This window comes from Rothia sp. 32237D007AR (assembly GCF_053544675.1).
This window is the reverse complement of record NZ_JBPPUO010000001.1, coordinates 216,501-240,442: the sequence shown is the minus strand read 5'-3', so window position 1 is coordinate 240,442 and position 23,942 is coordinate 216,501. Positions and strand designations below refer to the sequence as shown.

20 protein-coding genes and 2 tRNA genes are annotated in these 23,942 nt (G+C 56.3%); 4 read left to right on the top strand and 18 right to left on the bottom strand.

The features are described from left to right. Window positions 1-73 precede the first annotated feature (73 nt). The 3 genes from ACED87_RS01135 (at window position 74) to pflA (ending at window position 3,463) form a co-directional block, all read left to right on the top strand. Complete coding sequence (locus ACED87_RS01135) at window positions 74-2,191, top strand: pyruvate formate lyase family protein (RefSeq protein WP_449089484.1); 2,118 nt, start codon at window positions 74-76, stop codon at window positions 2,189-2,191. A 129-nt stretch (window positions 2,192-2,320) separates the two neighbouring features. Beyond that, window positions 2,321-2,572: an autonomous glycyl radical cofactor GrcA2 gene (grcA2, locus tag ACED87_RS01130; protein WP_449081783.1), complete on the top strand. Its 252-nt coding sequence runs from the start codon at window positions 2,321-2,323 to the stop codon at window positions 2,570-2,572. Window positions 2,573-2,581: 9 nt separating this feature from the next. Next, the gene (gene pflA, locus ACED87_RS01125; protein WP_449089483.1) at window positions 2,582-3,463 is read left to right on the top strand and encodes a pyruvate formate-lyase-activating protein; all 882 of its coding nucleotides are present in this window, start codon (window positions 2,582-2,584) and stop codon (window positions 3,461-3,463) included. A gap of 115 nt (window positions 3,464-3,578) precedes the next feature. On the opposite strand, the gene dxr is transcribed toward pflA, so the two are convergent. From dxr to rpsB, 9 genes are all read right to left on the bottom strand, one after another. Beyond that, window positions 3,579-4,883, bottom strand: a complete 1,305-nt coding sequence (gene dxr / locus ACED87_RS01120) for a 1-deoxy-D-xylulose-5-phosphate reductoisomerase (RefSeq protein WP_449089482.1) — start codon at window positions 4,881-4,883, stop codon at window positions 3,579-3,581. 221 nt (window positions 4,884-5,104) lie between these two features. After that, window positions 5,105-6,937, bottom strand: a complete 1,833-nt coding sequence (locus ACED87_RS01115; protein ID WP_449089481.1) for an ABC transporter ATP-binding protein — start codon at window positions 6,935-6,937, stop codon at window positions 5,105-5,107. Window positions 6,938-7,101: 164 nt separating this feature from the next. Further along, on the bottom strand, window positions 7,102-7,368 hold the full coding sequence (locus ACED87_RS01110) for a GlsB/YeaQ/YmgE family stress response membrane protein (protein ID WP_449089480.1): 267 nt from the start codon (window positions 7,366-7,368) through the stop codon (window positions 7,102-7,104). A 206-nt stretch (window positions 7,369-7,574) separates the two neighbouring features. Then, window positions 7,575-8,096, bottom strand: a complete 522-nt coding sequence (locus ACED87_RS01105) for a DivIVA domain-containing protein (protein WP_449089479.1) — start codon at window positions 8,094-8,096, stop codon at window positions 7,575-7,577. A 105-nt stretch (window positions 8,097-8,201) separates the two neighbouring features. Next, on the bottom strand, window positions 8,202-9,047 hold the full coding sequence (locus tag ACED87_RS01100; protein ID WP_449089478.1) for a phosphatidate cytidylyltransferase: 846 nt from the start codon (window positions 9,045-9,047) through the stop codon (window positions 8,202-8,204). 6 nt (window positions 9,048-9,053) lie between these two features. After that, the gene (gene frr / locus ACED87_RS01095; RefSeq protein ID WP_449081770.1) at window positions 9,054-9,611 is read right to left on the bottom strand and encodes a ribosome recycling factor; all 558 of its coding nucleotides are present in this window, start codon (window positions 9,609-9,611) and stop codon (window positions 9,054-9,056) included. An 83-nt stretch (window positions 9,612-9,694) separates the two neighbouring features. Further along, the gene (gene pyrH, locus ACED87_RS01090; protein ID WP_449081768.1) at window positions 9,695-10,435 is read right to left on the bottom strand and encodes a UMP kinase; all 741 of its coding nucleotides are present in this window, start codon (window positions 10,433-10,435) and stop codon (window positions 9,695-9,697) included. A 140-nt stretch (window positions 10,436-10,575) separates the two neighbouring features. Further along, window positions 10,576-11,406 carry a translation elongation factor Ts gene (gene tsf, locus ACED87_RS01085; RefSeq protein WP_449089477.1) on the bottom strand — a complete coding sequence of 277 codons (831 nt, stop codon included), beginning with the start codon at window positions 11,404-11,406 and terminating at the stop codon, window positions 10,576-10,578. A gap of 117 nt (window positions 11,407-11,523) precedes the next feature. Beyond that, window positions 11,524-12,333, bottom strand: a complete 810-nt coding sequence (rpsB, locus tag ACED87_RS01080) for a 30S ribosomal protein S2 (protein WP_449081765.1) — start codon at window positions 12,331-12,333, stop codon at window positions 11,524-11,526. A gap of 493 nt (window positions 12,334-12,826) precedes the next feature. Between rpsB and ACED87_RS01075 the strand changes: the two genes are divergently transcribed. After that, complete coding sequence (locus ACED87_RS01075; protein ID WP_449089476.1) at window positions 12,827-13,399, top strand: peptidoglycan DD-metalloendopeptidase family protein; 573 nt, start codon at window positions 12,827-12,829, stop codon at window positions 13,397-13,399. Here the strand turns inward: ACED87_RS01075 and ACED87_RS01070 are convergent. From ACED87_RS01070 to ACED87_RS01030, 9 genes are all read right to left on the bottom strand, one after another. Beyond that, the gene (locus tag ACED87_RS01070; protein ID WP_449089475.1) at window positions 13,396-15,540 is read right to left on the bottom strand and encodes a S8 family serine peptidase; all 2,145 of its coding nucleotides are present in this window, start codon (window positions 15,538-15,540) and stop codon (window positions 13,396-13,398) included. The genes ACED87_RS01075 and ACED87_RS01070 overlap by 4 nt on opposite strands. A gap of 68 nt (window positions 15,541-15,608) precedes the next feature. Then, on the bottom strand, window positions 15,609-16,619 hold the full coding sequence (locus tag ACED87_RS01065) for a hypothetical protein (RefSeq protein ID WP_449089474.1): 1,011 nt from the start codon (window positions 16,617-16,619) through the stop codon (window positions 15,609-15,611). Between the two features lie 227 nt (window positions 16,620-16,846). Further along, window positions 16,847-16,920 (bottom strand) — tRNA-Ile (locus tag ACED87_RS01060). A 79-nt stretch (window positions 16,921-16,999) separates the two neighbouring features. Next, the gene (locus tag ACED87_RS01055) at window positions 17,000-18,205 is read right to left on the bottom strand and encodes a glycosyltransferase (RefSeq protein WP_449089473.1); all 1,206 of its coding nucleotides are present in this window, start codon (window positions 18,203-18,205) and stop codon (window positions 17,000-17,002) included. A 182-nt stretch (window positions 18,206-18,387) separates the two neighbouring features. Further along, window positions 18,388-19,260: a phage holin family protein gene (locus ACED87_RS01050; RefSeq protein ID WP_449089472.1), complete on the bottom strand. Its 873-nt coding sequence runs from the start codon at window positions 19,258-19,260 to the stop codon at window positions 18,388-18,390. Window positions 19,261-19,430: 170 nt separating this feature from the next. After that, window positions 19,431-19,506 (bottom strand) — tRNA-Asn (locus ACED87_RS01045). 96 nt (window positions 19,507-19,602) lie between these two features. Continuing rightward, complete coding sequence (dnaG, locus tag ACED87_RS01040; RefSeq protein ID WP_449089471.1) at window positions 19,603-21,507, bottom strand: DNA primase; 1,905 nt, start codon at window positions 21,505-21,507, stop codon at window positions 19,603-19,605. 262 nt (window positions 21,508-21,769) lie between these two features. Next, window positions 21,770-23,131: a deoxyguanosinetriphosphate triphosphohydrolase gene (locus tag ACED87_RS01035; protein WP_449089470.1), complete on the bottom strand. Its 1,362-nt coding sequence runs from the start codon at window positions 23,129-23,131 to the stop codon at window positions 21,770-21,772. 65 nt (window positions 23,132-23,196) lie between these two features. Then, the gene (locus ACED87_RS01030; RefSeq protein ID WP_449089469.1) at window positions 23,197-23,895 is read right to left on the bottom strand and encodes a GAP family protein; all 699 of its coding nucleotides are present in this window, start codon (window positions 23,893-23,895) and stop codon (window positions 23,197-23,199) included. Window positions 23,896-23,942 lie beyond the last annotated feature (47 nt).

Here is a 23,942-nt window from a genome sequence, read left to right as displayed (position 1 = left end):
GCACAATAAGAGGTGAAAACGCGCTACCCAACAAACGAGCGCCACCCCATCACTTCACTAGGAGCACTCACTAATGACTGCACAGGTTGAAGCCCCCTCAACGGGAGTCTTTGTCAACGACCAATCCGCCGCCGCATGGGAAGGGTTCACCCCCGGCCCCTGGCAAGACAGCATTGACGTTCGAGGGTTCATCCTCGAAAACTTCACCCCCTATGAAGGTGATGCCTCCTTCCTGGCAGGGCCCACCGAAAAAACCCTCCGCGTCTGGGACACCCTCGAAAAGGACTACCTCTCCGTAGAACGCAAGCAGCGCGTCTACGACGTAGACACCCACACCCCCGCCGAAATTGACGCCTTCCCCGCCGGCTACATCTCAGAAGACGACAACGTCATCGTCGGCCTACAGACCGATGTGCCCCTCAAGCGCGCAATGATGCCCAACGGCGGCTGGCGCATGGTCGAAACCGCCATCCGCGAAGCCGGCAAAGAACCCGATGAAAACATCAAAAAGATTTTCACCGAATACCGCAAGACCCACAACGACGCCGTCTTTGACATCTACACCCCCCGCATCCGCGCAGCCCGCTCATCCCACATCATCACCGGCCTACCCGATGCCTACGGCCGCGGCCGCATCATCGGTGACTACCGCCGCGTTGCCCTCTACGGTGTCGATAACCTCATCGCCGACAAAGAGCGCGCCAAGCACGCAGTAGGCGACCAGGGCTTCTCCGAGCACTGGGCACGCTTCCGCGAAGAACACTCAGAACAAATCAAGGCCCTCAAGCGCCTCAAGAAGATGGCAGCCCTCTACGGCTTCGACATCTCGGGCCCTGCCCGCAATGCCCAAGAAGCAGTCCAGTGGACCTACTTCGCATACCTAGCCTCCGTCAAGTCCCAGGACGGCGCGGCCATGTCCATCGGCCGTCTCTCCGGCTTCCTGGACATCTACTTCGAACGCGACCTAGCCGCTGGCCTCATCACCGAAACCGACGCCCAGGAAATGATCGACGCACTCGTCATCAAGCTCCGCATCGTCCGCTTCCTGCGCACCATCGACTACGACCAAATCTTCTCCGGCGACCCCTACTGGGCAACCTGGTCAGACGGCGGTTTCACCGATGACGGCCGCACCCTAGTCACCAAAACCTCCTTCCGCCTGCTGCAAACCCTACGCAACCTAGGCCCCGCCCCCGAACCCAACATCACCATCTTCTGGGACGAAAACCTGCCCAACGGCTACAAGGAATTCTGCTCCGCCATCTCCATCGAGACCTCCTCAATCCAGTACGAATCTGACCCCCAGATCCGTAACCAGTGGGGCGACGACGCCGCCATCGCCTGCTGCGTCTCCCCCATGAAAATCGGTAAGCAGATGCAGTTCTTCGGCGCCCGCGTCAACGCAGCAAAAGCCCTGCTCTACGCCCTCAACGGCGGCCGCGACGAAATGAGCGGCAAGCTCATCGTCGAAGGCTACGAGCCCATCAAGGGCGATGGCCCCCTTGACTTCGATGAGGTCTGGGTCAAGTACGAAGAAATGCTGGACTGGGTCATCGCCACCTACATCGAAGCCCTGAACATCATCCACTACAGCCACGACAAGTACGCCTACGAAGCCATCGAAATGGCCCTGCACGACTCAGACATCGTCCGCGCTATGGGCTGCGGCATCGCAGGTCTATCCATCGTCGCTGACTCACTAGCAGCCATCAAGTACGCCACCGTCACCCCCGTCCGTGACGAAACCGGCCTAATCGTTGACTACATCACTGAAGGCGACTTCCCCGCCTACGGCAACGACGACGACCGTGCCGACGACATCGCCGCCACCATCGTCCACACCGTCATGGAGAAAATCAAGGCCATCCCCCTCTACCGCGATGCCATCCCCACCCAGTCCGTCCTGACCATCACCTCCAACGTGGTCTACGGTAAGGCAACCGGTAACTTCCCCTCCGGCCACCGAGCAGGTACCCCCTTCTCCCCCGGCGCCAACCCCGAAAACGGTATGGACACCCACGGCATGGTTGCCTCCATGCTTTCGGTCGGTAAGCTGGACTACGAAGACGCCCTCGACGGCATCTCCCTAACCAACACCATCACCCCCACCGCCCTCGGCCGCACCAAGGACGAACAGGTCAAGAACCTGGTCGGCATCTTGGATGCAGGATTCATTCCTGAAGAGGACTAAAACTCAATAGATTCAGCAACACCGGTAGAGGGGTGCCCGCCAGCACCCTTAACGCCAGCCCCGAGCCAGCTGGCTGGCACCCCTCTACCGGGCTCGCAACCTCATTAACTCACCACTAAGGAGAACATCATGGCAGTTAAGTCATATGAAGAGCGCCTGGCTTCAATGAAGCAGAACCGCGCATCAAAGACCGCCCCCAAGGGCCTCTACCACGCAAACATCAACGTCCTCAACCGCGAAACCCTCGAGGACGCCATGGAAAACCCCGACAAGTACCCTAACCTGACCGTGCGCGTCTCAGGCTACGCCGTCAACTTCGTCCGCCTCACCCGCGAACAGCAGATGGACGTACTCTCACGCACCTTCCACCACGGGGCCTAGGGATTACCCATGTCTCAGGACGTCCTCGGTGATGTCACCGTAACCGCCGGCGAGCAAGAATTTGCTCCGCCGGCGGACCGGCATACAGGGGCCGGAACCTGGGGTCTCGGTGAGCTCACCGACCTAGAACGCTCAGCACAGCTCAAACTGATGCGGGGAGGTCAGCTTGGCTCCGTTCACTCCTGGGAGCTGGTTACCGCCGTTGATGGGCCTGGCACCCGCATGACCATCTTCATGAACGGTTGCCCCCTGCGTTGCCTCTACTGCCACAACCCCGACACCTTCAACATGAAGGACGGGCAGCCCGTCCTAGCAGCTGACCTCATCAAGAAGATTAAGCGCATGCGCAAGGTCTTCCGCGCTACCGGCGGCGGAATCACTATCTCAGGTGGCGAAGTGCTCATGCAACGGGCCTTCGCTGAGAACATTTTAATGAGCGCCAAATCCCTAGGAATTCACACCTGCATCGACACCTCAGGTTTTCTCGGTGCACACGCCTCTGATGAGTTCCTCGACAACGTTGATCTGGTGCTACTAGATGTGAAGTCCGGCTCTGAGGAGGTCTACCAGAAACTCACCGGCCGAGCCTTGCAACCTACCATCGACTTTGGCGACAGGCTCTCAGCTCTGGGGAAGAAAATCTGGGTCCGGTTCGTACTGGTTCCTGGCTACACTGACGCCCCTGAAAATATTGAGAAAGTGGCAGATATCGTCTGCCGCTGGCGCAAGGTCGTTGAGCGCGTTGAGGTGCTGCCCTTCCACCAGATGGGCACCGACAAGTGGGAGACACTAGGCTACGACTACCAGCTCAAGGACGTCCACCCACCCAGTAAAGAAGCCACCGAAGCAGCCCGCGACATCTTCCGCGCCCGCGGCCTCACCGTCTTCTAAACTCTATCCATCAAACGATGACCCCCTTGTTTCTCTCTTCACCCCATGGATTATCTCAGGGTGAAGAGAGAAACAAGGGGGTCATCTCTAGAGACATATCTCTGCTGGAGGAGCCCTAGCCCTGCTCCAGAATCTGGTTGGCGCGGGTACGAGCCCAACGTTCAGCCTCCAGCACCGCTTCCAGAGTCAGAGAACCAGACTCGGCCAGGGCCGAAGAGCTAGCGTGCTCATCAAGAACCCGCCCCGTGGTCTCAATCATGTCAGTGAAACGAATTCTACCGGCGTGGAAGGCAGCCACAGCCTCCTCATTCGCAGCGTTGAAAACCGCCGGGAAGGTACCGCCTCGCTGGCCTGCCCGCTTAATCATCTCCACCGCGGGGAAGGCCTTATTGTCCAGGGGCTCAAAGGTCCACTCGGTAGCCTGCGACCAGTCACAAGGCTCAGCAATCCCAGGGATACGGTGAGGCCAGGTCAAACCCAAGGCAATCGGTAGCAGCATGGTGGGCGGGGAGGCCTGAGCAATCGTTGAGCCGTCCACAAACTGCACCATAGAATGAACCACCGACTGGCGGTGAACCGTCACATCAATACAATCCAAGTCAATACCAAAGAGGTGGTGAGCCTCCAAGACTTCCAAGGCCTTATTGACCATAGAAGCCGAGTTAGTAGTAACCACCAGGCCCATATCCCAAGTGGGGTGAGCCAGAGCCTGAGAAGGGGTGACCTCCCGTAGCTGCTCATAGGTCATCCCCCTAAAGGGGCCACCAGAAGCAGTCAGCACCAGCCGGTCAATCTCCCGATCAGTACCCGACGCCAGAGCCTGAGCCAGGGCTGAATGCTCCGAATCTACCGGAACCATAGGCTGTTCCAGGGGTGAAGCATCAACAGCGGCCTTGACCAGCTCACCACCAGCAATCAGGGACTCCTTATTAGCCAGAGCCACCTGGGAACCAGCCTGCAAGGCTGCCAGGGTGGGTTCCAGGCCGATAGAGCCGGTGATGCCGTTGAGGACGACGTCCGCTCCGGTACGAGCAGCAATGGTGGCAGCATCCGCCCCCCACTCAATCTGGGGGCTGTACCCGGGGGCTAGCTCAGCTAACAGCGAGCGCAAGGTGGCTGCGTCCGCTTCGGTGCCGCTGGTGGCAACCAGGTGCGGACGCAGGCGGGCAGCCTGCTCTGCCAGAAGCGGCAAGGAGCGGGAGCCAGCTGAAAGGGCAAGAACGCGCACGGGAGCGTCCTTGCTACCGGTTTCGGCTCCTGCTAGGGAGTTGAGGTGGTCAATGACCTGCACCCCCTGGGTGCCGATGGAGCCGGTGGAGCCAAGCAGGGTGACCGTCCGCCCGCCTTTCAGAAAGTCTGCTAGCTGGTCGGTGAGAGTATCGCGGGAGGCGCCAAAGCGCTGAGTTGAGCCAAATCGCATACACCTATTTTCTCACAGGCCTAGCGGTGTGACAGTAGGCGCCTCACTAGGCACCTCACCATGCCCTGCCCAGGCCCTAAGAAGATGAGCCAGTTACGCTCAGCCTTTGGGGCTTTAAAATACCGGGTGCCCCAGAACCCAACATGGGCAAGAGTCGCGCAGGTAAGTGCAGCAAGAAGAGCTTTCTTCACAGGTATCTCCTAGAGGTTGGTTTGGGGTATCTACCCCACAATATCGAAGCTCTGCAGTTTCTTCTTGCCGGCTTTCCCGCCTGTAGTTTGCAAACCCAACAGCTCAGCGTAGATACCGCCAGAGGCGGCCAGGGCGGCGGGGCTACCCACCTCATCAATACGCCCCTCTTTGAGGGTAACGATACGGTCCACCGTTGCGATGGTCGAGAGGCGGTGAGCAATGATCAAGGAGGTGCGGCCCTCCATCAGCTCGTCTAATCCCTTCTGTACTGCCCTCTCAGCCTTAGTGTCTAGGGCGCTGGTGGCCTCATCGAGAATCAGGATGGGGGCGTCCTTGAGCATGGCCCGGGCGATAGCGATACGCTGCTTTTGCCCACCAGAGAGCTTGAGGCCGCGCTCGCCAATGAGGGAATCGTAGCCTTCTGCGAACTTTGAGATGAAGTCGTGGGCGTTGGCCTTGGTTGCTGCCTCGATAATCTGCTCTCGGGTTGCTCCGGGGCGGCCGTAGGCGATGTTTTCGGCGATGGTGCCTGAAAAAAGTGAGGCGTCTTGAAAGACCATGCCGATGAGTGAACGTACTTTAGCTAGGTCGCTACCGGCAATGTCCATTCCATCGACCAGCACTCGCCCTTCACGGGGGTCGTAGAGACCTTCAAGTAGGGCCATGAGGGTAGATTTACCGCCGCCGGACTCCCCCACGAAAGCAATGCGCTCACCGCGTTTGATGGATAGATCGATTCCGTGTAGTACGTCTTCTTCTCCCTCATAGCCGAAGGTTACCTTCTCAAAGCGGACGAGTTCTGCACCGGGTTCAGCATTCAAGGCGGAGGCAGGTTTCTGGGAAGCCGGACGCGCGCTAGTAGCCCCAGCGGTGATGGCCAGGGCGCGGGCGTCTGATTCTCGTTCCATGACCTCGAAGTAGTCTTTAGAGCCGGTCACTGCGCGCTGGGCTGTATCAACGATCCAGGATAGAGAATTGATGGGGGCAACGGCCATGGCCAGGAGCTGGATGAGGAGGACCATGTTACCGATGGTGAAATCCCCGGCTAGGGTGCGCAAGAAAATGAGGAGGTAGAGGGCAAAGAAAATTAGGTTAAGAAAAGAGAGACGGGCGACATCCATAAAGTGCCAGAATTTAGATTGTGAACGGGTCAGCCCGATAGTCTTTTCAAAATGTCCGCCGAAGTCGGTGAGTTCTCGGCGTTCGCGGCCAAATGATTTCACCACGCGAATCTGCCCGATAACCTCAGCGAAACGGCCTGAGGCGATATCGATATTCTCGTTCTTTTCGCCTTCCCAAACCTGCCATTTTTCACTGGTTTTACTGGTCAGCCAGAAATAGACCGGGAAAATAATAATGAGAAGTAGCCCCAGGGGCCAGTAGTAGATGGAGCTGATGACAATCACCGAGACCGTGGTGAGTACCAGGGAGATGAAGGTGTTGCTCATGGTCTTCACGAAGTTGGTGACTTCGGTGATGGATCGGTTGAGCCGGGCAATGATGGTGCCGGTGAGCTCTGTATCGAAATATGACAGGGGTAGGGAGAGTAGCTTTTCGTAGTAGCGTACCGAGAGGATGGTGCGCATACGCTGGCTCATGACATCGCCGATGTAGCCACCAATGTTGGTGGTGAGGACGCTGACCAGTTGGGCTGCCAGGTAGGCCAGGGCCAACCAGGTGATAGTTGCTGCGGTGGTTGGTGCTGAGCCGTTGAGGTGGCCGACGACGGCATCTGCTGCCCCAGCGACGATAAAGGGTGCCAGTAGAGAGGTTGCGCTGGTGAGTACCGCGCAGATGATGATTCCAATGAAGTAGGGCCATAGTTCTCGGGTGGCTCTGACGATTCTGGCGATACTTTTCATGCTTCTTTACCTTCTGGGGGCAGGGTGGTAGGTCTACTGGCGGTGGGGTGGGCATGCTAAAGGGCGGGTGCCCTAGAATTTTCTAGGACGCCCGCCCTGTATTGCAGCTCTGTGCCATATGAGCTTTGAGCAAGGCTTCTTAGTGAGCCTGTGCGGGGGCTATATTATGCGCGGCTGTTCTTGGTGACTGCGCCGTAGATGCCCAGAACAATCAGTGAACCAACTACAGCGGTGAAGAGGGTACCAATGCTGAAGCCGTCCACACCATCGGAGAGGATGGGTAGGAAGGAGCCCAACCATCCACCGAGTAGTGCGCCAACGATACCGAGAATCATGGTGACGATGATGCCGCCACCCTGACGGCCAGGCATAATCAGCTTTGCCAGTGCGCCTGCGATCAGGCCAAGTATAATCCAACCAATCCAAGTCATGATGTTTCCTTCTTTCTGTGCTTGGTGTTCGGGGCTATATACCCTGAACAATCAGTACCCTTTGAGTATAGCTCAGAATTTTTCAAAATGCTAAGCAAACTGCATGTGTGTCGAATTTATACCTCTTAATTATTTTCAGGTTCTCCCTCATAAAACCCAAAAGTCACCTTAGAACACCGCAACACAGGTTGAGCAATCACAGAATATTACTCAAACCGAGTATCACCTAGATACTCAATCGCCCTATCCAAAAAAGCATCCACCTGGGTCTCCTCATAACAGAGATCACCGGTAGCCGGGCTAAAAGCCGCCGCCCTAATATCAGCGGGGGTAAGGACGTCCGCCCCCCGAAAATGAGCCAAAAGGCGCTCGCAGAGGGCATCAACCTCTTTACTGAAGTACCCCTTCGTCAAACGCCTAGAAGGTCTGCGGAAGCGCTGACCGGCAGGCCGCCGCAGACGCCCCAGCAGAAGCTCTCGCAGCTCCTCTACCGCCTGATTCCAGGTCTGCCGCCCATAACGCTGCACATACAACTGGTGCTCAAGCTCGCAGAAACGGTCCTCAACCTTATCGAGGGCAGCGTCCACATCGTCCGGCGCATAGCCACCCTTCTCAGACTTAAAAACTGCTGCACGTATCGTACAGGAGTTATGCACCCCCGCGCCCAGTTCTCCCCCGGCGAGCAGAAGCTCATAGTCGTCAGCTAGACGCGTGAAAAAAGAATCCACGCTAGCTATCGAGTACCCCTTCTCTTCGGGGCTAACCCGGCGAAACTCTCCGGAAGATTCAGCCTGATGTTTCATTGAGCCTCCAATATCTGACAGCACCGGGCCCTAAAAGAGGGCTGTAAGCACCGAGAAAATCACGTAACCAATAGCAATAGCGAAAACAATAGAATCTAAACGATCCATCACACCACCGTGACCCGGCAGAATGTGCGACATATCTTTAATACCAATTTCACGTTTAACCATGGACTCCCCCAGGTCACCCGCAGTAGATGCAACCACCAAGAAGACAGCCACAATAAGGCCATACCACCAGGGGTCACCCATAAGAAGGGAACAAATGATACCCACGATAATGGAACCCACCATCGACCCGGCAAAGCCCTCCCAGGTTTTCTTCGGAGAAATTTTAGGGGCCATAGGGGTCTTACCCCATTTGACGCCAGCAATATAACCCCAGGTGTCATTACCAATAGCCATGAGCAGAATCATAAGCACCTTACCGGGCCCTGAATCCTCCCGGTAGAGCAAGAGGGCCAACGAAATCATGAAAGGCACCCAGGACATCACAAAGATAGAGCCCATGATCGACATAATCATGCCATCACGCTGCCCCACAATACGCCAGCCAATCAGCACCAGAATCGAGGCCACCACAGTAAAAATCAGCCAGGTACCGCCCCCATAGTAGGCGGCAAAAGGCATAATCAGCGCAGTGGCAACAGCGGGAATAACAGGAATTCCCATACCGCGCTTATGGTTGAGCCCGTGGCAGACCTCCCAGGTGCCTACCGAGACAGCGGCCGCCGCCAGCAGCACCAGCACGAAGGGAACAAAAAATAAACCCACCGCCAACAACGCGCCCAGCACAAGGCCGACGGTGATGGCGGCGGGTAGGTTCCTGCCGGCTTTAGAGGCCTGGGGCGGCTGTTCTTGAGAATGAACAGTCATACAGATTTAGACCTCGAGCAGTTCAGCTTCCTTGGACTTCAGCAGCGCATCAACAGTGTCGATGTGCTTCTTGGTCAGAGCATCAAGCTCTTTTTCGCCGCGTGCACCCTCGTCCTCACCGATTTCGCCGTCTTTGACGAGCTTATCGAGAGCAGTCTTGGCGTGACGGCGAGTGTTGCGCACAGCAACACGGCCTTCTTCGGCTTTCTGGCCGGCCATCTTGATGTATTCCTTACGGCGCTCTTCTGTCATCTCAGGCATGACAACACGCACCACGTTACCGTCATTGGCGGGGTTGGCCCCAAGATCTGAGTCGCGGATAGCCTTCTCAATGGCACCCAGGGCGCTCTTGTCGTAAGGGGTGATGAGCACGGTGCGAGCTTCAGGGGTCTGGAAGGAGGCCAGCTGCTGCAAGGGGGTGGGAGCACCATAGTAGTCTGCGGTGAGGTTTGCAAAGAGTGCGGGGTTGGCGCGGCCGGTGCGGATTGAAGCGAATTCATTCTTCAAGGCTTCGACAGACTTATCCATCTTTTCGCCGGCTTCGAGCAGGGTTTCTTCAACCATCTGTTGTTAGTCCTTATAAGGTTGTGCCCGTCAGTGGGGCGCTTTATCGGTAGTCTTTATCTAGTCTAGTGGTCTTGGTGCCCTTAGGCAGTAACCAGGGTACCAATCTCTTCACCTAAAATGGCCCGGGCCACATTTCCTTCACCCTGCATACCAAAGACGCGCATGGTCACATTGTTGTCCTTGCACAGGGAAAAAGCGGTCTGGTCCATCACACGGATGTTGCGCTGAAGGGCTTCATCGTAGGTGAGCTTGTAGAGGCGCTCAGCGGTGGGGTCTTTTTTGGGGTCAGCAGTGTAGATACCGTCTACCCCGTTCTTGGCGACAAGAACTTCATCGGCGTGAATTTCCAGGGCACGCTGGGCAGAGACAGTATCAGTGGAGAAGTAGGGCAGGCCCGCACCAGCACCGAAGATAACCACACGGTCTTTTTGCATGTGGCGGATGGCTCGGCGGGGGATGTAGTTCTCTGCAACCTGCTGCATGGAGATAGCTGACTGCACGCGGGTGTCGATACCGGCCTGCTCCAGGAAGTCCTGCAGGGCCAGGGAGTTCATGACGGTACCAAGCATACCGATGTTATCGGCGCGAGAACGGTCCATGCCTGCTTCTGAGAGTTCAGCGCCACGGAAGAAGTTACCGCCGCCTACTACTACAGCAACCTCAACATGGCCGATGGTTGAGGCAATCTGCTCTGCGATGCCGCGCACAACCTCGGTGGAGATACCGACTTCACCGCCGCCAAAGACCTCGCCGGAGAGCTTGAGTAGCACGCGGCGGCGACCGGTGGCGTCTCGTTGGATGGTTCGGGTTGACTCTGCCATGATGGCCCTCCTGAAAAGGTCAAAAATTTTTTGCGGCATCAGGTGCGCGCTTTGTCTCTAGCATACGGCAAAGGGGAACCCCTGTGCGGGGCTCCCCTGAGCTATGAGCTTTTTTGGTGCTCAATCACACCTGAAGAGTATTAGGCGCCGACGCGGAAACGCTCGAAAGCGGTTGCGGTTGCACCGTTCTCCTTCAGAACTGCTGCAACAGACTTGGATGAGTCCTTAGCGAAGTCCTGGTCAAGCAGGGTGTTTTCCTTGTAGAAAGCCTTGAGCTTACCTTCAACGATCTTGGGGATGATCTGCTCAGGCTTACCTTCGCCGCGTGCGGTTTCTTCAGCAACGCGCTTCTCAGCCTCAACGTCCTCAGCGGAGATGGAGTCTGAGTTGAGGTACTTGGGGCTCATTGCAGCGATGTGAACAGCAACGTCGTGTGCAACTTCGTCGGTGTTGTCGCCAGCTACTGCAAGCAGAACGCCAACCTGTGCGGGCAGGTCCTTGGAGGTCTTGTGCAGGTAAACTGCAACGTTCTCGCCCTCAACGCGAGCTACGCGACGAACAACGATCTTTTCACCCAGCAGGGCACCTGCTTCGGTGGTGAGTTCTTCAACGGTCTTGCCCTCGTAGGAAGCTGCCTTGAGCTCATCCAGGTTGGAGGCATTAGCAGCAACTGCTGCTTCCAGTACGTCGTTACCGAACTTGATGAAGGGCTCGGACTTAGCAACGAAGTCGGTTTCTGAGTTAACTTCAACCATGAAGCCAACGCCGTTCTCAACGCGTGCAGCGACGAGACCTTCTGCGGTTGCACGGCCTTCGCGCTTGGTGACGCCCTTAAGGCCCTTCACGCGGATGATTTCCATTGCCTTCTGCTGGTCGCCGTTGGCCTCGTCGAGGGCCTTCTTGACGTCGAGCATGCCTGCGCCGGTCTTTTCGCGCAGTGCCTTGATGTCGGCTGCGGTGTAGTTCGCCATGGTGAACTCCTTATATTTTGAACAGATTAGGGAAATCTATCGCCCCACTATGACGGTGGGGTGTGTGAGAACGGCACCCACCGAATGTGGGCGGGTGCCGTAACTCTCTATTAAGCTTTACTTAGCTTCTTCAGCGGGTGCTTCTGCCTTGGCAGCTTCGTGCTGCTCCAGCAGTTCGCGTTCCCATTCAGCCATGGGCTCTTCAGAAGCGTTAGCTGACTTGCCGGTCTTCTTGTTTTCGCGTTCCAGCAGACCCTCAGCAACTGCATCCGCGATGACGCGGGTGAGCAGGTTGACGGAGCGGATTGCGTCGTCGTTACCGGGGATGGGGAAGGAAACTTCATCGGGGTCGCAGTTGGTGTCGAGGATAGCAACTACGGGGATGCCCAGCTTCTGAGCTTCGTCAACAGCCAGGTGTTCCTTCTTGGTGTCAACAACCCAGATCAGTGAAGGTGCCTTGGTGAGGTTGCGGATACCACCGAGGGTCTTCTCGAGCTTCTCGTGCTCGCGGCGAAGAAGCAGCAGTTCCTTCTTGGTGAACTGTGAGCCTGCAACATCGTCAAAGTCGATCTGCTCGAGTTCCTTCATGCGCTCAATACGCTTGGAAACGGTGGCGAAGTTGGTGAGCATACCACCGAGCCAGCGGTGGTTAACGTAGGGCATGTTCACGCGGGTAGCCTGCTCAGCGATGGCTTCCTGAGCCTGCTTCTTGGTACCAACGAACAGAACGGTGCCGCCGTGAGCAACGGTTGCCTTAACAGCTTCGTAAGCCTGGTCAATGAAGGCCAGTGACTGCTGCAGGTCGATGATGTAGATGCCGTTGCGCTCGGTGAGGATGAAACGCTTCATCTTGGGGTTCCAGCGGCGGGTCTGGTGACCGAAGTGGACACCTGAATCGAGAAGCTGGCGCATAGTTACGACGGGCATGTCGTCTCCTTAGTGTGATGGGTGCCGGGCGGGCCCCTGATTCCAGGCTAGCCGCGCTCCGCGCATAGTAGTTATCGGTTTACATGTGGAGCGTCTTAGGCCAAGGCCCGCTCCCCTGGTAACGCTCAGACTTTTTCGTTGGAGTGACGAAGCAGTCTCAGACCTTCACCGGCTTATGCCGGACCGAAAGTTCCTTATCAACTAGAGGCTAGTTGCTTCACGTTACGCGATGTCAGATCCTAGATGAAGCGCGCGTAAACGGCTCCTCAAGGAGAGGTCTCTATGTAAAGGGATTCCCCTTGCCCCCAGCGCCACCTATTTTTAGGCAGGGTGCAGGGACAAACTGCAATCAACAACTATACCCCATCATTGGCTTTTAATCACCGAGTTTTTAGCTCTTGTGATGGCAGGTTTCCAGTGGTAAAGATAGGAGCAACCGATGATTGGCGCCACCTAGGGTAAGGGGCGGGCACCGACTAGAAGGTTTCTTGCCATGTCTTTTCTTCCCCTCCCCGCTCAAGCAGTGACGAGAGTTCTAGGGGCTTGTTCTTGTGCCCTGCTACTCATAGGTGCAGTAGCTCCCCTAGCTTCAGCACAGCGGACGCACCCCTGGCAGGCCCCATTAGAAGGGCAGCAGGTTGAGGTGATACGCGGCTTTGAAAAGCCCGCCGCACGCTGGTCAGTTGGGCACCGTGGAGTTGATCTTACACTCCAAGCAGGCGGGAACGTCCTGGCACCCTTTGAAGGGGAAATAGTTTTTGCCGGCACGGTGGTAGACCGCCAGGTACTCACCATCGAGCACCCAGATGGGAGGCTGTCCTCCTTTGAGCCGGTGAACAATCCCCTACCTCTTGGTAGCCAGGTGCAGGCCGGGGACGTCATCGCCCAGCTTGACCCAGAAATTCAGCACTGTGCCCCACGCTTTTGCCTGCACTGGGGTGTAAGAGAACCCGCCACCGGGTCTAAGACAGCAGACAGGGGGCTCGACTATACGAACCCCCTGCTTCTTCTCGGGCTAGATGGCCCTAGTGTGCTCCTACCAATTGGTGATGATTTCGCCGCCTAGCGTACTCGTTGCACTCCGGTCTCAGCCGTCCACCGCAACTGAGCACCACTCGTAAAGCTAAGAACAACCGACCCATCAGCCTGAGCAACCTCATCCGAGGTGGGATAACCAAGCTGCCCAATATAACCGTTATTCACCCAATACCAGTACAAGCCACCACGGCCATTCAAAACCTTCGTACCCGTACCAGGTGACCAAACCATCACAGTTTCTGTACCAGCAGCCGTCCTAAACCGCTGCTGCACACTACCCATCACAGCAGTCTCATCTGACACCGGGAAGCCATAACGACCAACACCCCCAGAAACGTTATACCGGTACCCAATAGAACCAGCTTCCCACACAGCATGAGTCCGATAAGTAGAAGCATCCCAATACACAGCCGTAGTACGCCCATCAGCCCGAGCAAAACGCTGCATCACTCCCCCAGGCACAGCCATCTCAGCCATAGTGGGGTACCCATAGCCATGCTCATACCCAGCAGAACGATACTTAGCACCAATAGCACCATTGAAATTAACATGGAAGGCCCCCTGTCGAGCAGTCCAATAAATGACCTGATTCTTGGCAAATATCTGAGCTACCCCACCATCACGCAAGGCAATCTCAGCAGTGGTAGGAGCACCAAACCTCTCGTAGGCCCCATTTCTCCAAAAATAGTGGCCAATGGCATTCACCAAAGCAAACTGGGAGCGAGTATCGGCAACCGCTGAGACAGCTCGAGGCGCATTCACCAGGCGGTAACCGTTCACGCTCGTACCAGTATTTTTGAGAATAGAGCGAATCTGCTCAACGGTGAGATTAGGGTCGCGCTCCTTCATCAAAGCAACAATGCCAGTGACGTGAGGGGCCGCCATGGAGGTACCATTCAGAGGCCCATAGCCTGGCCCCACCTGGGTATAGGCGCCAGTATTGACCGTAGACCAGATATCGGACCCAGCCGCCCCACCAGGGGCCACCACATCAAGCATGGGCCCCCAGTTAGAGTAACCAGTCATCCTATTCCCGCTGGCAGTTGCGCCCACCACGATAGCGCCCAGGCAGTTAGCCGGTGAAGTTCCAGCAGCATTAGCACCAAAGTTACCGGCTGCCGCAACGACCGGAACATTCCGGGCATGAGCTGCATTGATAGCGTCCTGAAGCACCTGAGGGCAGGTCGGTGAATAGAACCCCTCAGAATAGTTCACCACTGCCGCAGGGGTCGGGTTTGCCGGTGCCCCAGGCACGGGCACACCCGCACTCCAAGCAACACCAGCAGCCTGATCAGAAGTATAGGCTCGCCCGTTCACACCCATAATGCGAGCATGTTGAATACGGGCGTTAGGCGCAACCCCAGCAACACCCACACCGTTATCGGTAAAAGCAGCAGCGATACCAGCTACATGGGTGCCATGCCACATAGAACGCGGCACCTGTGGGCCCCAGTCCCCCTCATCATTGGGGTTAGAGTCCCAACCGTTACCGTCCCTACTCTGATCAGCCGACACAAAATCGTAGCCTGGCAAGGTCTTAGCAGCCAGCTCAGGGTGCCAGGTCTGCCCGGTATCTGCCACACCGATCACCACGCCCTCACCCGTAGCATACTTCCAGGCCCCAGGGGCATCAATAGCTCTCATATTCCACTGGTAACCAGCGAAATAGGGGTCATTAGGTGGGTTTCGGGGAGTAGCTGCCTGCCCAGCGCTAATGATGAGATCAGGCTCAGCGTATTCAACCTCAGGTTGCTCTTCTAGAAGCTCAACAATCTGCGCCTGCTCACTGGGGGTCATCATCTCTTGAACATCTACCACTTGAGCCTGTTCAACTGTCTCATGGGAGATTTCAGCGACCTCTACAGCAGCGGTGGCCTCTGCAATATCATCAAGAATCTCAGCCTGCTCTTGCTCCACCACCCCCTCCTTGAACTTCACAACCAGACGATCCGTATCAGGTTCTACCCGCGGCTGGTAGCGGGTGGTCATCTCACCGGCGGTACCAGCGTCCGGCCCTCCTGCTACCTGCCCCTGATAAGCAGCATCGCCGAAGGCACCCTGCGGGGGTGCCGCCTGACCGGCAGTAGGTAGGGCAGTGACCAAAAAGCCCGTTGCAAGCACCAAAGAACAGGTGCCTGCAACGGACTGAAAAAACGGTGAACGAGACATGCTTACTCCCTCAAAAAATGTGTGTCCTTACACAGCATACGGTACGAGGGAGCTACAGAAGCTCAAACCTAGAAACGAGCGTAAGCTACCGGGGTAACCTCACCAGTCTCAGCGGACCACACCAAAAGGGTCTCAACGCCGTTAGCTGCCCGGAAGAGCTGCTGGGCGCCACCGGTGATGGCGTACTCGTTAGCGACAGGCTCACCAAAAACCTGGGCACCACCGTGGGTGTAGAAGTAAGCCCCAATACCGCCAATAAGCTGCGGCTCAACCTTATCAAGGGCCTCTTCAAGGATGACGGGGAAATCATAGTTGTGGTGCTCGATACCAGGGATCACGGTGAAATCTACATTCTTGAAACCGGCAGCAGAGTAGATGCTGTGACCGTTTTCTGCTGCGCCATAAGCTGACCAGGCAACAGGCCAGGTTGCGCCCACGCCGTCCTCAGAACCGATGTACCACTGGAGGGAGAAGTCTTTGGCAGTCTCTGAGGGTAGAGTCTGCAGTCCGTTGCTATTACCGCCGCCGACCATGACCGAACCGCCACCAGTGCGCCAGGAATCCTGGCTATCAGCCAGCAGCTCAAAACCGGTGATTTCTGCGCCACCAGAGTGGCCGATAGTCCATACGTTGGAAGAATCTAGGCCGGTTTCAGCAATGAAGGAGCTAGCGAAAGAACGGAACCAGTCGCCGTTGGCGTCCATGGACTGCCACCAGGTAATACCGTTGCCGGTGGCGTCCTTATCAGGGGAGATGACGGGCACAAAAACCATGTTGCGCTCATTAGCGACCTTAGCCATGCCCAGCAGCTGAGAGTTGTTGGGTGAGTGCACCTTGGACTGGTTAGTCTGCCAGTAGTCTCCATCGAGGTAGAAGACAACGCCCACAGGCTGGTTCCAGTCAATGTTCTCAGCATAGACGTGGTAGTTGGAGTGCACGCCAGCTTCTGAGGTGTAGCTGGCGAACTGGGCGGGGCTAACTGCCGCCTGGGCACCGGCAGAACCGGCAAAGGCCAGAGAGCCTGCCAGCAGACCTGCTGCCAGGACGCGCGCAGTAATGCGCTTGAGGGAGAAAGACATAGTTTCCTCTGAGTTAGGTGGGGGACGAATGAGAGAAAGTAATAACTTTCCTCAACAAATGTAGCATCTCGCAAGGAAAAACACGGGAACTGTATGAGAATACAGGGTGAATGGAGTGTGTCGTTAAAGCCTGGGGCAAGGCTTTCTGTAAGTGCCCACACATACGGGGAGAAAAGTATTCCAAGAAAAAACGCCTCCCACCTTTTGCTAGGTGAGAGGCGTACTAGTAGGGCCTGCGGGGCTTGAACCCGCGACCAAGGGATTATGAGTCCCCTGCTCTAACCAGCTGAGCTAAGGCCCCACAGCACCAGGCTCTAGCGAGCGTGACACTGCCTCTAAGAATACCGAAAAAGGCAGATGAAACCAAACCACAGGTGGCTCTAGCGCCCCGCCAGGAACCGTTCATAAGGCTCATTTGAGCGGTAGAGAGACTCAAAAGTTTCCCAGGTTTTCTCAGCAGCATGACGGGCCACCATCTGGCGGGAGCACTTCCCCATGGCCTGACGCTCCGCCTCAGGCAGGCTCAGAATATCGGCCAGATGCCCCGCCAGCTCAGCGGTATCACCGGGCGTAAAAAGGTAACCATTCTTCCCCGAATCAACCAGATGAGGCAAGGCCAGCGCATCCGCTAGAACCACAGGTTTTGACGCACTCATAGCTTCTAAGGTCACCAGCGACTGCAGCTCGGCAGTGCCAGGCTGGCAGAAAACATCAGCGCGCAGGTAGCCTGCGCGAAGCTCCTCATCAGAGACATACCCTAAGAAACGTACCCGATCAGCCACGCCGCAGTCAGCGGCCTTAGCCTGCAACTCGGCTAATATTTCGCCAGTACCGGCCACCTCAAGCACGGTTTTCTGCAAAAGGTCAGCAGGCAGACCTGAGAAGCCCTCAATGAGCACATCAATATTCTTTTCAACCGCTAGTCGCCCGGCAAAGAAAACCGTCAGTTCACCGGCAGGCTTATCAATGCTCTCCCCCGGGGCAAGCTCATAGTCAGAGCTTTGAATACCGTTAGAAACTGGCATGACGGGGCGAGAGAACTTACCGCCGCTTTCCATGGCGTCCGCACCAATCTGGGTGGGGGTAGTCACCACGGCTGCCTGGCCTAGCACCCGGCGCATATCGCCCCAGGATATTTTCTCTAGCACAGAATTGACTCGGTCATTGAAGGGTAAGAAGGGGGTGATGTTCTGGGGCATGACGTGGTTGGTGGCAATTACTCTCACACCGCGTTTAGCGCCGATACGGGCCAGTACGCGCCCAATCAGGTAGTGGCACTGAATATGAATCACATCGGGCTGAATTTCTTGCACCAGGCGGTCTGCCTCAGCATAAATCTCCCAGGGGAAGTTCAAGCGCATATAGGGGTGGGTAATAACCCGGTGCGAGCGCATGCGGTGCTCCACAATGCCGTCGACTGTGTGGCAGCTGGTGACACCTTTTTCTTGTTTGGGTGCCATGACGTGTACGGTGTGGCCGCGTGCGGTCATTGCGTGGGCAAGACGGGATGAGAATTGGGCGGCCCCGTTGATGTCGGGTGGGTAGGTGTCGGCGCCAATGAGGATGGTCAGGGGCGTGTCAGCCATGTGGGGCCTTTCGGGGTCTCTTCGTTCCTTGTCACACTGACCTTACCGGGTTTTTCGCACTGGCGCACAGCCCGGTGGTCGGTTGAGTGCGGGAAAACACCAAGCCCGCCCCGGCGGTGGATGCTGGGGCGGGCTTGTGGCAAGGACGCTTGTGCCGCCTTTTCTGAGGCGAGACAAGGGTTTTACTTGCGGCGGCTAATGAGTTTACCCAGGAAGAGGAAGAAGGCTCCCAGGGAGGTTGCCAGGGTTGCGAAGGACTTCCAGTGGGCCTGGAGGGTCTCGGGGTTGGAGGCGTTGACGGCCAGTTTGCGGCTGCTTTTAGCTGCGTTTGCTGGGGCGTTCTTAGCGGAGGCCTTGGCGTTGTTGACCAGGTTCTGGGTGCCAACCTGTACGTTGCGTGAGTAGGTTTCGATGTCATCGCGCAGGGTCTTGAGGTGCTCGCGGCGCTGCTTGGTGCGCTGGATGAGCTGTTCCTTGCTGGGGTTGAGGGTGGCGTGAGTCTGCTGGTCGCTGCCGCCCTGGGCATTTTCAGAGGCCTGCTTTTCAGCCTTCTTGGCTTCAGCGCGTTCTTCTTGCTCGCGCTTGACGCGCTTGGCGGTCATGGCGGAGCCTTCCTTGAGCACGCCCAGGTCGTAGAGCAGGCCGAAGATAGCTGATTCAGGCTTGAGAGGCATCTGGGCCTTAATCATCTTGAAGGCTATGAAACCGGCGATAGCGGCGAGAAGGAGGAAGAGCACGAAGAGCACGAGGGCAGCGGCCCAGTTGGGCATGAGGGCAGCTAAGCCGACGTAGGCCAGGATGATGAGGGCGATTGTCATGAAGAGTGCAAAGATGAGGGCGATGGCGGCAACAGCGGCGCCTTTGCCTAGGGCGATGCCCTTTTCTTTGACTTCGATTTTGGCAATCTGGATTTCGTCTTTGAGCTGCTTAGGGGTTAGGTTGGTGAGCACCTTACCGGCGTCAACCACGTGTTGTGCGCTAGCTTTGAGGTTATTATAGCCAGCGCGTAGACCCCGGGCCCGGACGGAGCCGTTTAGATCGTTGGGAGTGGTCATGTGCCACCTCTCTTAGTGTCAATAAGCGTACTTGCATCTTACATTTTCTAAATAGTAAGTTTACCGTCTTTTAGGTGCTTGTGGCGACTAGGCAACGGAATATAGCGTGTTTATGCAAGGTGTAAGTAGTTAAAGCAAAAGACCTAGCCGAAGCTAGGTCTTTTCTCTGGTGGCTCCCCCGACTGGACTCGAACCAGTAACCCTTCGATTAACAGTCGAATGCTCTGCCAATTGAGCTACGGGGGAATGTTGTTTGCGATGTTTTCATCGCCGCAACGAGTAATAACTTTACACGGGGTTCCCGTACCGCGCAAACCGAGAGCAGGTTAGCTCAGTCACAGTCTAGTCTTGGCCTTGCATCTTACTACGACGACGCAACTCAAGAGCAAGCAACTGCTGCTGTATCTCCCGGTAAGCCTCAGCATCATTCTGGGGCGAAAGGCGCTGTAGCTGCATCAGCAAATCTGACTTTTGGCGGGTAATTTCCTGCTCAAAGAGACGATTGAGAATATCCCGCGAATAACGCATCAACTGCTCATCGGTACGAGCCGGAATAGGGGCCACAGTAAGTTCCGCCAGAAGAGTATGCACAGGCTCAGGGGCATAGGCACGCACCGTATTAACCCAGGTAGCCCCAGCCGCAGGAGCCATCATCGAAGCCGCCCCAATAATGCCCTGAGCAACCCCACCATGGGCCCGGTAACGGTAATGCACACCAGCCAACTCCTGCCACTGCTCCACAGAAAGGTACTGAGGGTACTGCAAGACAACTTCAAGAGCCTCCCGCTCAGTGCGGGCTACAGGGTCGCACATATCAGGGAGCTCATAGGGGTCCTCCACCGGTGCCGGGGCTTCTTCTGCAGCAGCTCGGGCAGCACGCTCAGCTTCTGCGGCTTCAGCTCGCTGACTGGCGGACGCCTGCGGGTAAGCTGCCGCCGCACTCACCGCTCGTTGAACTTCAGCAGCGTCCAAACCCAACTGCCCAGATACCTGCCGCACATAGGCCGGGCGCAGGGCAGCGTCCTTAATGCCAGCAATAATGGGGGCAATAGCGCGCATACCGCGCACCCGCCCCTCCAAGGTACTCAAATCGTAGTTGGCAAGCGTGGCATCAATAGCAAACTCAAAGAGCGGACGCCGGGAGGCAATCAAAGAACGCACCGCAGCGTCCCCGCGGGTAAGGCGCAAATCGCAAGGATCCATACCGTCTTTAGCCACAGCAACAAAGGTCTGAGCAACAAACCGCTGATCCTCCGAAAAAGCAGCCAGGGCAGCCTTTTGCCCCGCAGCATCCCCATCAAAAGTGAAAATCACTTCGCCGCCAGTGCCATCATCAGAAATCAGACGACGCACAATTTTGATGTGATCAGTACCAAATGCGGTGCCGCAGGTAGCCACAGCAGTATCAATACCGGCAAGCTGGGCAGCCATAACATCGGTATAGCCCTCCACCACCACAATCTGCTTCTTCTTAGCAATAGGGCGCTTAGCCAAATCAAGGCCATAGAGCACCTGCGACTTCTTATAGAGAGCAGTCTCAGGGGTATTAAGGTACTTGGGGCCCTGGTCATCATCGAAAATACGGCGGGCACCAAAACCAATAGTCTCACCAGTAATATTGCGGATAGGCCAGATGATACGCCCACGGAAACGGTCATAGAGGCCCCGCTGCCCCTCAGAAAACATACCCGTTTCACGCAACTCATCGGTGGTGAAGCCCTTATTCATCAAATATTTGAGCAGGTTATCCCACCCCTTAGGGGCAAAACCAACCCCAAATTTTTGGGTCGCTACAGGGTCAAACCCGCGGGCACCCAAAAACTTCTGGGCCTCCACGGCAGCAGGAGTATAAAGGTTCTTCTGGAAGAACTCCGCCGCAACCTTATGGGCATCCAGTAGCCGCTGGCGGCGTCCTACCTCTTCCCGGCTCATACCGCTACCCTGCTCATAGTGCAGCTCATAGCCAATGCGGGCAGCTAACTTCTCCACCGTTTCAGTGAAAGAAGTATGGTCCATTGCCATGAGGAAACTAATCACGTCCCCCGACTCACCGCAACCAAAGCAGTGGTAGGTGCCCATCTGCGGGCGCACATGGAAACTCGGAGTGCGCTCATCATGAAAAGGGCACAGGCCCTTGAAAGAGCCAATACCTGCAGATTTGAGGGTCACATACCCTTCAATGATTTCGCGAATGTCGGTGCGAGAGCGCACCTCGTCAATGTCTTCTCGTTTGATTAAGCCTGCCACGGGTTCAATTTTAGTCTGCCCCGTCAAACTACGTCATCAAACTGAGTCGTCATCCAGCGGCCCCCGACGGGTGCGCCCTAACCCGAAAGACTCCGGCGAAAGCGCTATAAGCAAGGTGACGATAAAAGAACCCACACCAACCACCCAAAGGCCCGTCACAGCACCCGCCAGCAACCCAACAAGCACACTAGCTAGAGCAGCCACAAAAATCTCTCTCAAAGATTTCTTATATCTCATACTGATTTTCCTTTTCTATCAACACTTACCAGAGGGGCTTATCGCCCACCGCCCAGTGAGTCCCAGTAATCCGCTTAAACAAAGCAAGCGCAGAACGATCGGTCAAACAGGCAACCTGATCAATGACCAGGCGCAAACGGGCAGTATCATCATGACGGCCCAACTCCTGCAAATCAGCGGTAAAGACCGGGTCAAGGTAATCAGGGTTCTCATAGAGAGCATGAACCAAGAACTCCAAAATCTCCTGCTGATTACCATCTGTAGCCTGAGCCGCCGCGTCCCGCGGTGCCATCACAAAAGCAGTAGCAATACCCTTCAGCACAGCAATCTCATGCTCCGTCTCTTCTGGCACAACCAACTGGGCCTGGTAACGGGTTAGCGGCTCATCCCCATACACCTCGCGGGTCGCCACCATAGCACGAGCAGCAAAACGCCCAATCACAGTAGAGGTAAGCGCCTTAAAAGATGCCATAGACGAGCGAGTCCCCGTCATATTAGGCAACCAACGGTCAAGGCCCTCCAAACGGGTCAGAGCCCGGTCAAGGGTGGCGTCCTCAACCCCCGGCAGATACCAGAGCCGGGTCTTCTCAAAAACCTGCTGGCGGGCGTCCGCATTTTTTAGATCATCAAGCTGCAAGTGACCACCAAAGACAGCGTCCTCAACATCATGCACCGAGTACGAAATATCATCAGCCAAATCCATAACCTGCGCCTCGATACACTTTTGGGTCGGTGCAGCCCCAGCCTCAACAGCCCCGGCACGGAACCAGTCAAAGACGGGCATATCATCGGCATAGACACCGAACTTGCGGTTGGGTTTACCGTCAGCGCGGGCAGGGGCCTTCTCACGGGCCCAAGGGTACTTGCAGGTTGCGTCCAGGGACGCCCGGGTCAGATTCAGCCCAGCCGGGCCCCCATCATGCCTAATCACTTTAGGTTCCAGGCGGGTGAGCAGGCGCAGAGTCTGGGCGTTGCCCTCAAACCCGCCAGCATCAGCCGCCAGCCGGTCAAGGGCAGTTTCACCATTGTGCCCAAAGGGCGGGTGACCCAAATCGTGAGATAAGCAGGCAGTATCAACAACATCAGGGTCACAGCCCAACATGCGCCCCAGCTCACGACCGACCTGGGCGACCTCAAGGGAATGAGTCAGGCGCGTGCGCACAAAATCATCGGTATCAGGGGCAACCACCTGGGTTTTAGCGCCCAACCGGCGCAGGGCGGCCGAGTGCAACACACGAGCGCGATCGCGCTCAAAAGGTGAACGGTAAACAGACTTGTGATGTTCAGGCACCCACCGTTCGGCGTCCGCCTCGGTATAGCCGGGGCTTGGCGCGGGCTCACTGGGTGAGTTTTCAATCAGTTGCTGTGCACTTGGGGTGGTCTTCATGGTTTAAGTCTAGTAGCCCCTATCCAGCTGACAACGGCACATCAAAATCTGCCGACTCCAGCTTTCTAGAACAAATCGAGCCTAATCACAGCATTCCTAGCCAACAACACCCCCACAATAGCCGCAGCCCAGAGGATGGTTACTTTGGCTTCGTATTCTAAACGCGGCATTATTTTGAAGATTTTTTCAAAGGCACGGTCACCCCACATGCGCGCACAACAACCGATGAGAGCCGCCGGTGCCACCATCACCAGGCAATAGAGAGCCAGCACCACCAGCTGCGCTCCGAAAGATACTTCTAACGATTGAATAATGCCAATAGCAGCCAGGTAGGGCAGCATAGTTGCCGTCTCTAAAACAGCCGACCCAACAGCCAGGCTCATAACCCCTAACAAACCAGCTCCCCTCCGAGCCGTAAGGTTAGTCTGGCTGGCGCGAGCGTCCATGATCTCATCTGCTGTTTTCTTCACGGGGTTCGGTGAGAAAACTCCAAAGATGAACAGAGCTACACCCAGTACCAGCGTTATCCAGCTGAACCATACGGTGGTTGCTACCTGACTGAAGGCTTCTATCACCCATCGCATCCCAAAGAAAAGAGCGACACCAATCAGAAGATAAGAGACGGATATTGTGGCCAGGTAGGTGCCATATGGAAGTACCCGTACCCGCCTCCATTTGAGAAGCAGGATTATAGGAATCACCAGGGTCCCCAGGCTGAGGCTATCAATTAACGCCAGCCCAAAGAGTGGAAAGTAACTGGCCATAACCCGCTCCTTCATACGATCGTATAAGACATTATCATACGAACGCA

Bases quoted from the DNA above. Each gene is read 5' to 3' on its own strand.
- ACED87_RS01135 (WP_449089484.1), top strand. From the start codon at position 74: ATGACTGCACAGGTTGAAGCCCCCTCAACGGGAGTCTTTGTCAACGAC.
- ACED87_RS01050 (WP_449089472.1), bottom strand. From the start codon at position 19,260: ATGACCACTCCCAACGATCTAAACGGCTCCGTCCGGGCCCGGGGTCTA.
- ACED87_RS01070 (WP_449089475.1), bottom strand. From the start codon at position 15,540: ATGTCTCGTTCACCGTTTTTTCAGTCCGTTGCAGGCACCTGTTCTTTG.
- ACED87_RS01055 (WP_449089473.1), bottom strand. From the start codon at position 18,205: ATGGCTGACACGCCCCTGACCATCCTCATTGGCGCCGACACCTACCCA.
- ACED87_RS01115 (WP_449089481.1), bottom strand. From the start codon at position 6,937: ATGAAAAGTATCGCCAGAATCGTCAGAGCCACCCGAGAACTATGGCCC.
- ACED87_RS01075 (WP_449089476.1), top strand. From the start codon at position 12,827: ATGTCTTTTCTTCCCCTCCCCGCTCAAGCAGTGACGAGAGTTCTAGGG.
- grcA2 (WP_449081783.1), top strand. From the start codon at position 2,321: ATGGCAGTTAAGTCATATGAAGAGCGCCTGGCTTCAATGAAGCAGAAC.
- ACED87_RS01035 (WP_449089470.1), bottom strand. From the start codon at position 23,131: ATGAAGACCACCCCAAGTGCACAGCAACTGATTGAAAACTCACCCAGT.
- ACED87_RS01110 (WP_449089480.1), bottom strand. From the start codon at position 7,368: ATGACTTGGATTGGTTGGATTATACTTGGCCTGATCGCAGGCGCACTG.
- ACED87_RS01030 (WP_449089469.1), bottom strand. From the start codon at position 23,895: ATGGCCAGTTACTTTCCACTCTTTGGGCTGGCGTTAATTGATAGCCTC.
- ACED87_RS01065 (WP_449089474.1), bottom strand. From the start codon at position 16,619: ATGTCTTTCTCCCTCAAGCGCATTACTGCGCGCGTCCTGGCAGCAGGT.
- pyrH (WP_449081768.1), bottom strand. From the start codon at position 10,435: ATGGCAGAGTCAACCCGAACCATCCAACGAGACGCCACCGGTCGCCGC.
- tsf (WP_449089477.1), bottom strand. From the start codon at position 11,406: ATGGCGAACTACACCGCAGCCGACATCAAGGCACTGCGCGAAAAGACC.
- ACED87_RS01100 (WP_449089478.1), bottom strand. From the start codon at position 9,047: ATGACTGTTCATTCTCAAGAACAGCCGCCCCAGGCCTCTAAAGCCGGC.
- dxr (WP_449089482.1), bottom strand. From the start codon at position 4,883: ATGCGATTTGGCTCAACTCAGCGCTTTGGCGCCTCCCGCGATACTCTC.
- pflA (WP_449089483.1), top strand. From the start codon at position 2,582: ATGTCTCAGGACGTCCTCGGTGATGTCACCGTAACCGCCGGCGAGCAA.
- rpsB (WP_449081765.1), bottom strand. From the start codon at position 12,333: ATGCCCGTCGTAACTATGCGCCAGCTTCTCGATTCAGGTGTCCACTTC.
- frr (WP_449081770.1), bottom strand. From the start codon at position 9,611: ATGGTTGAAGAAACCCTGCTCGAAGCCGGCGAAAAGATGGATAAGTCT.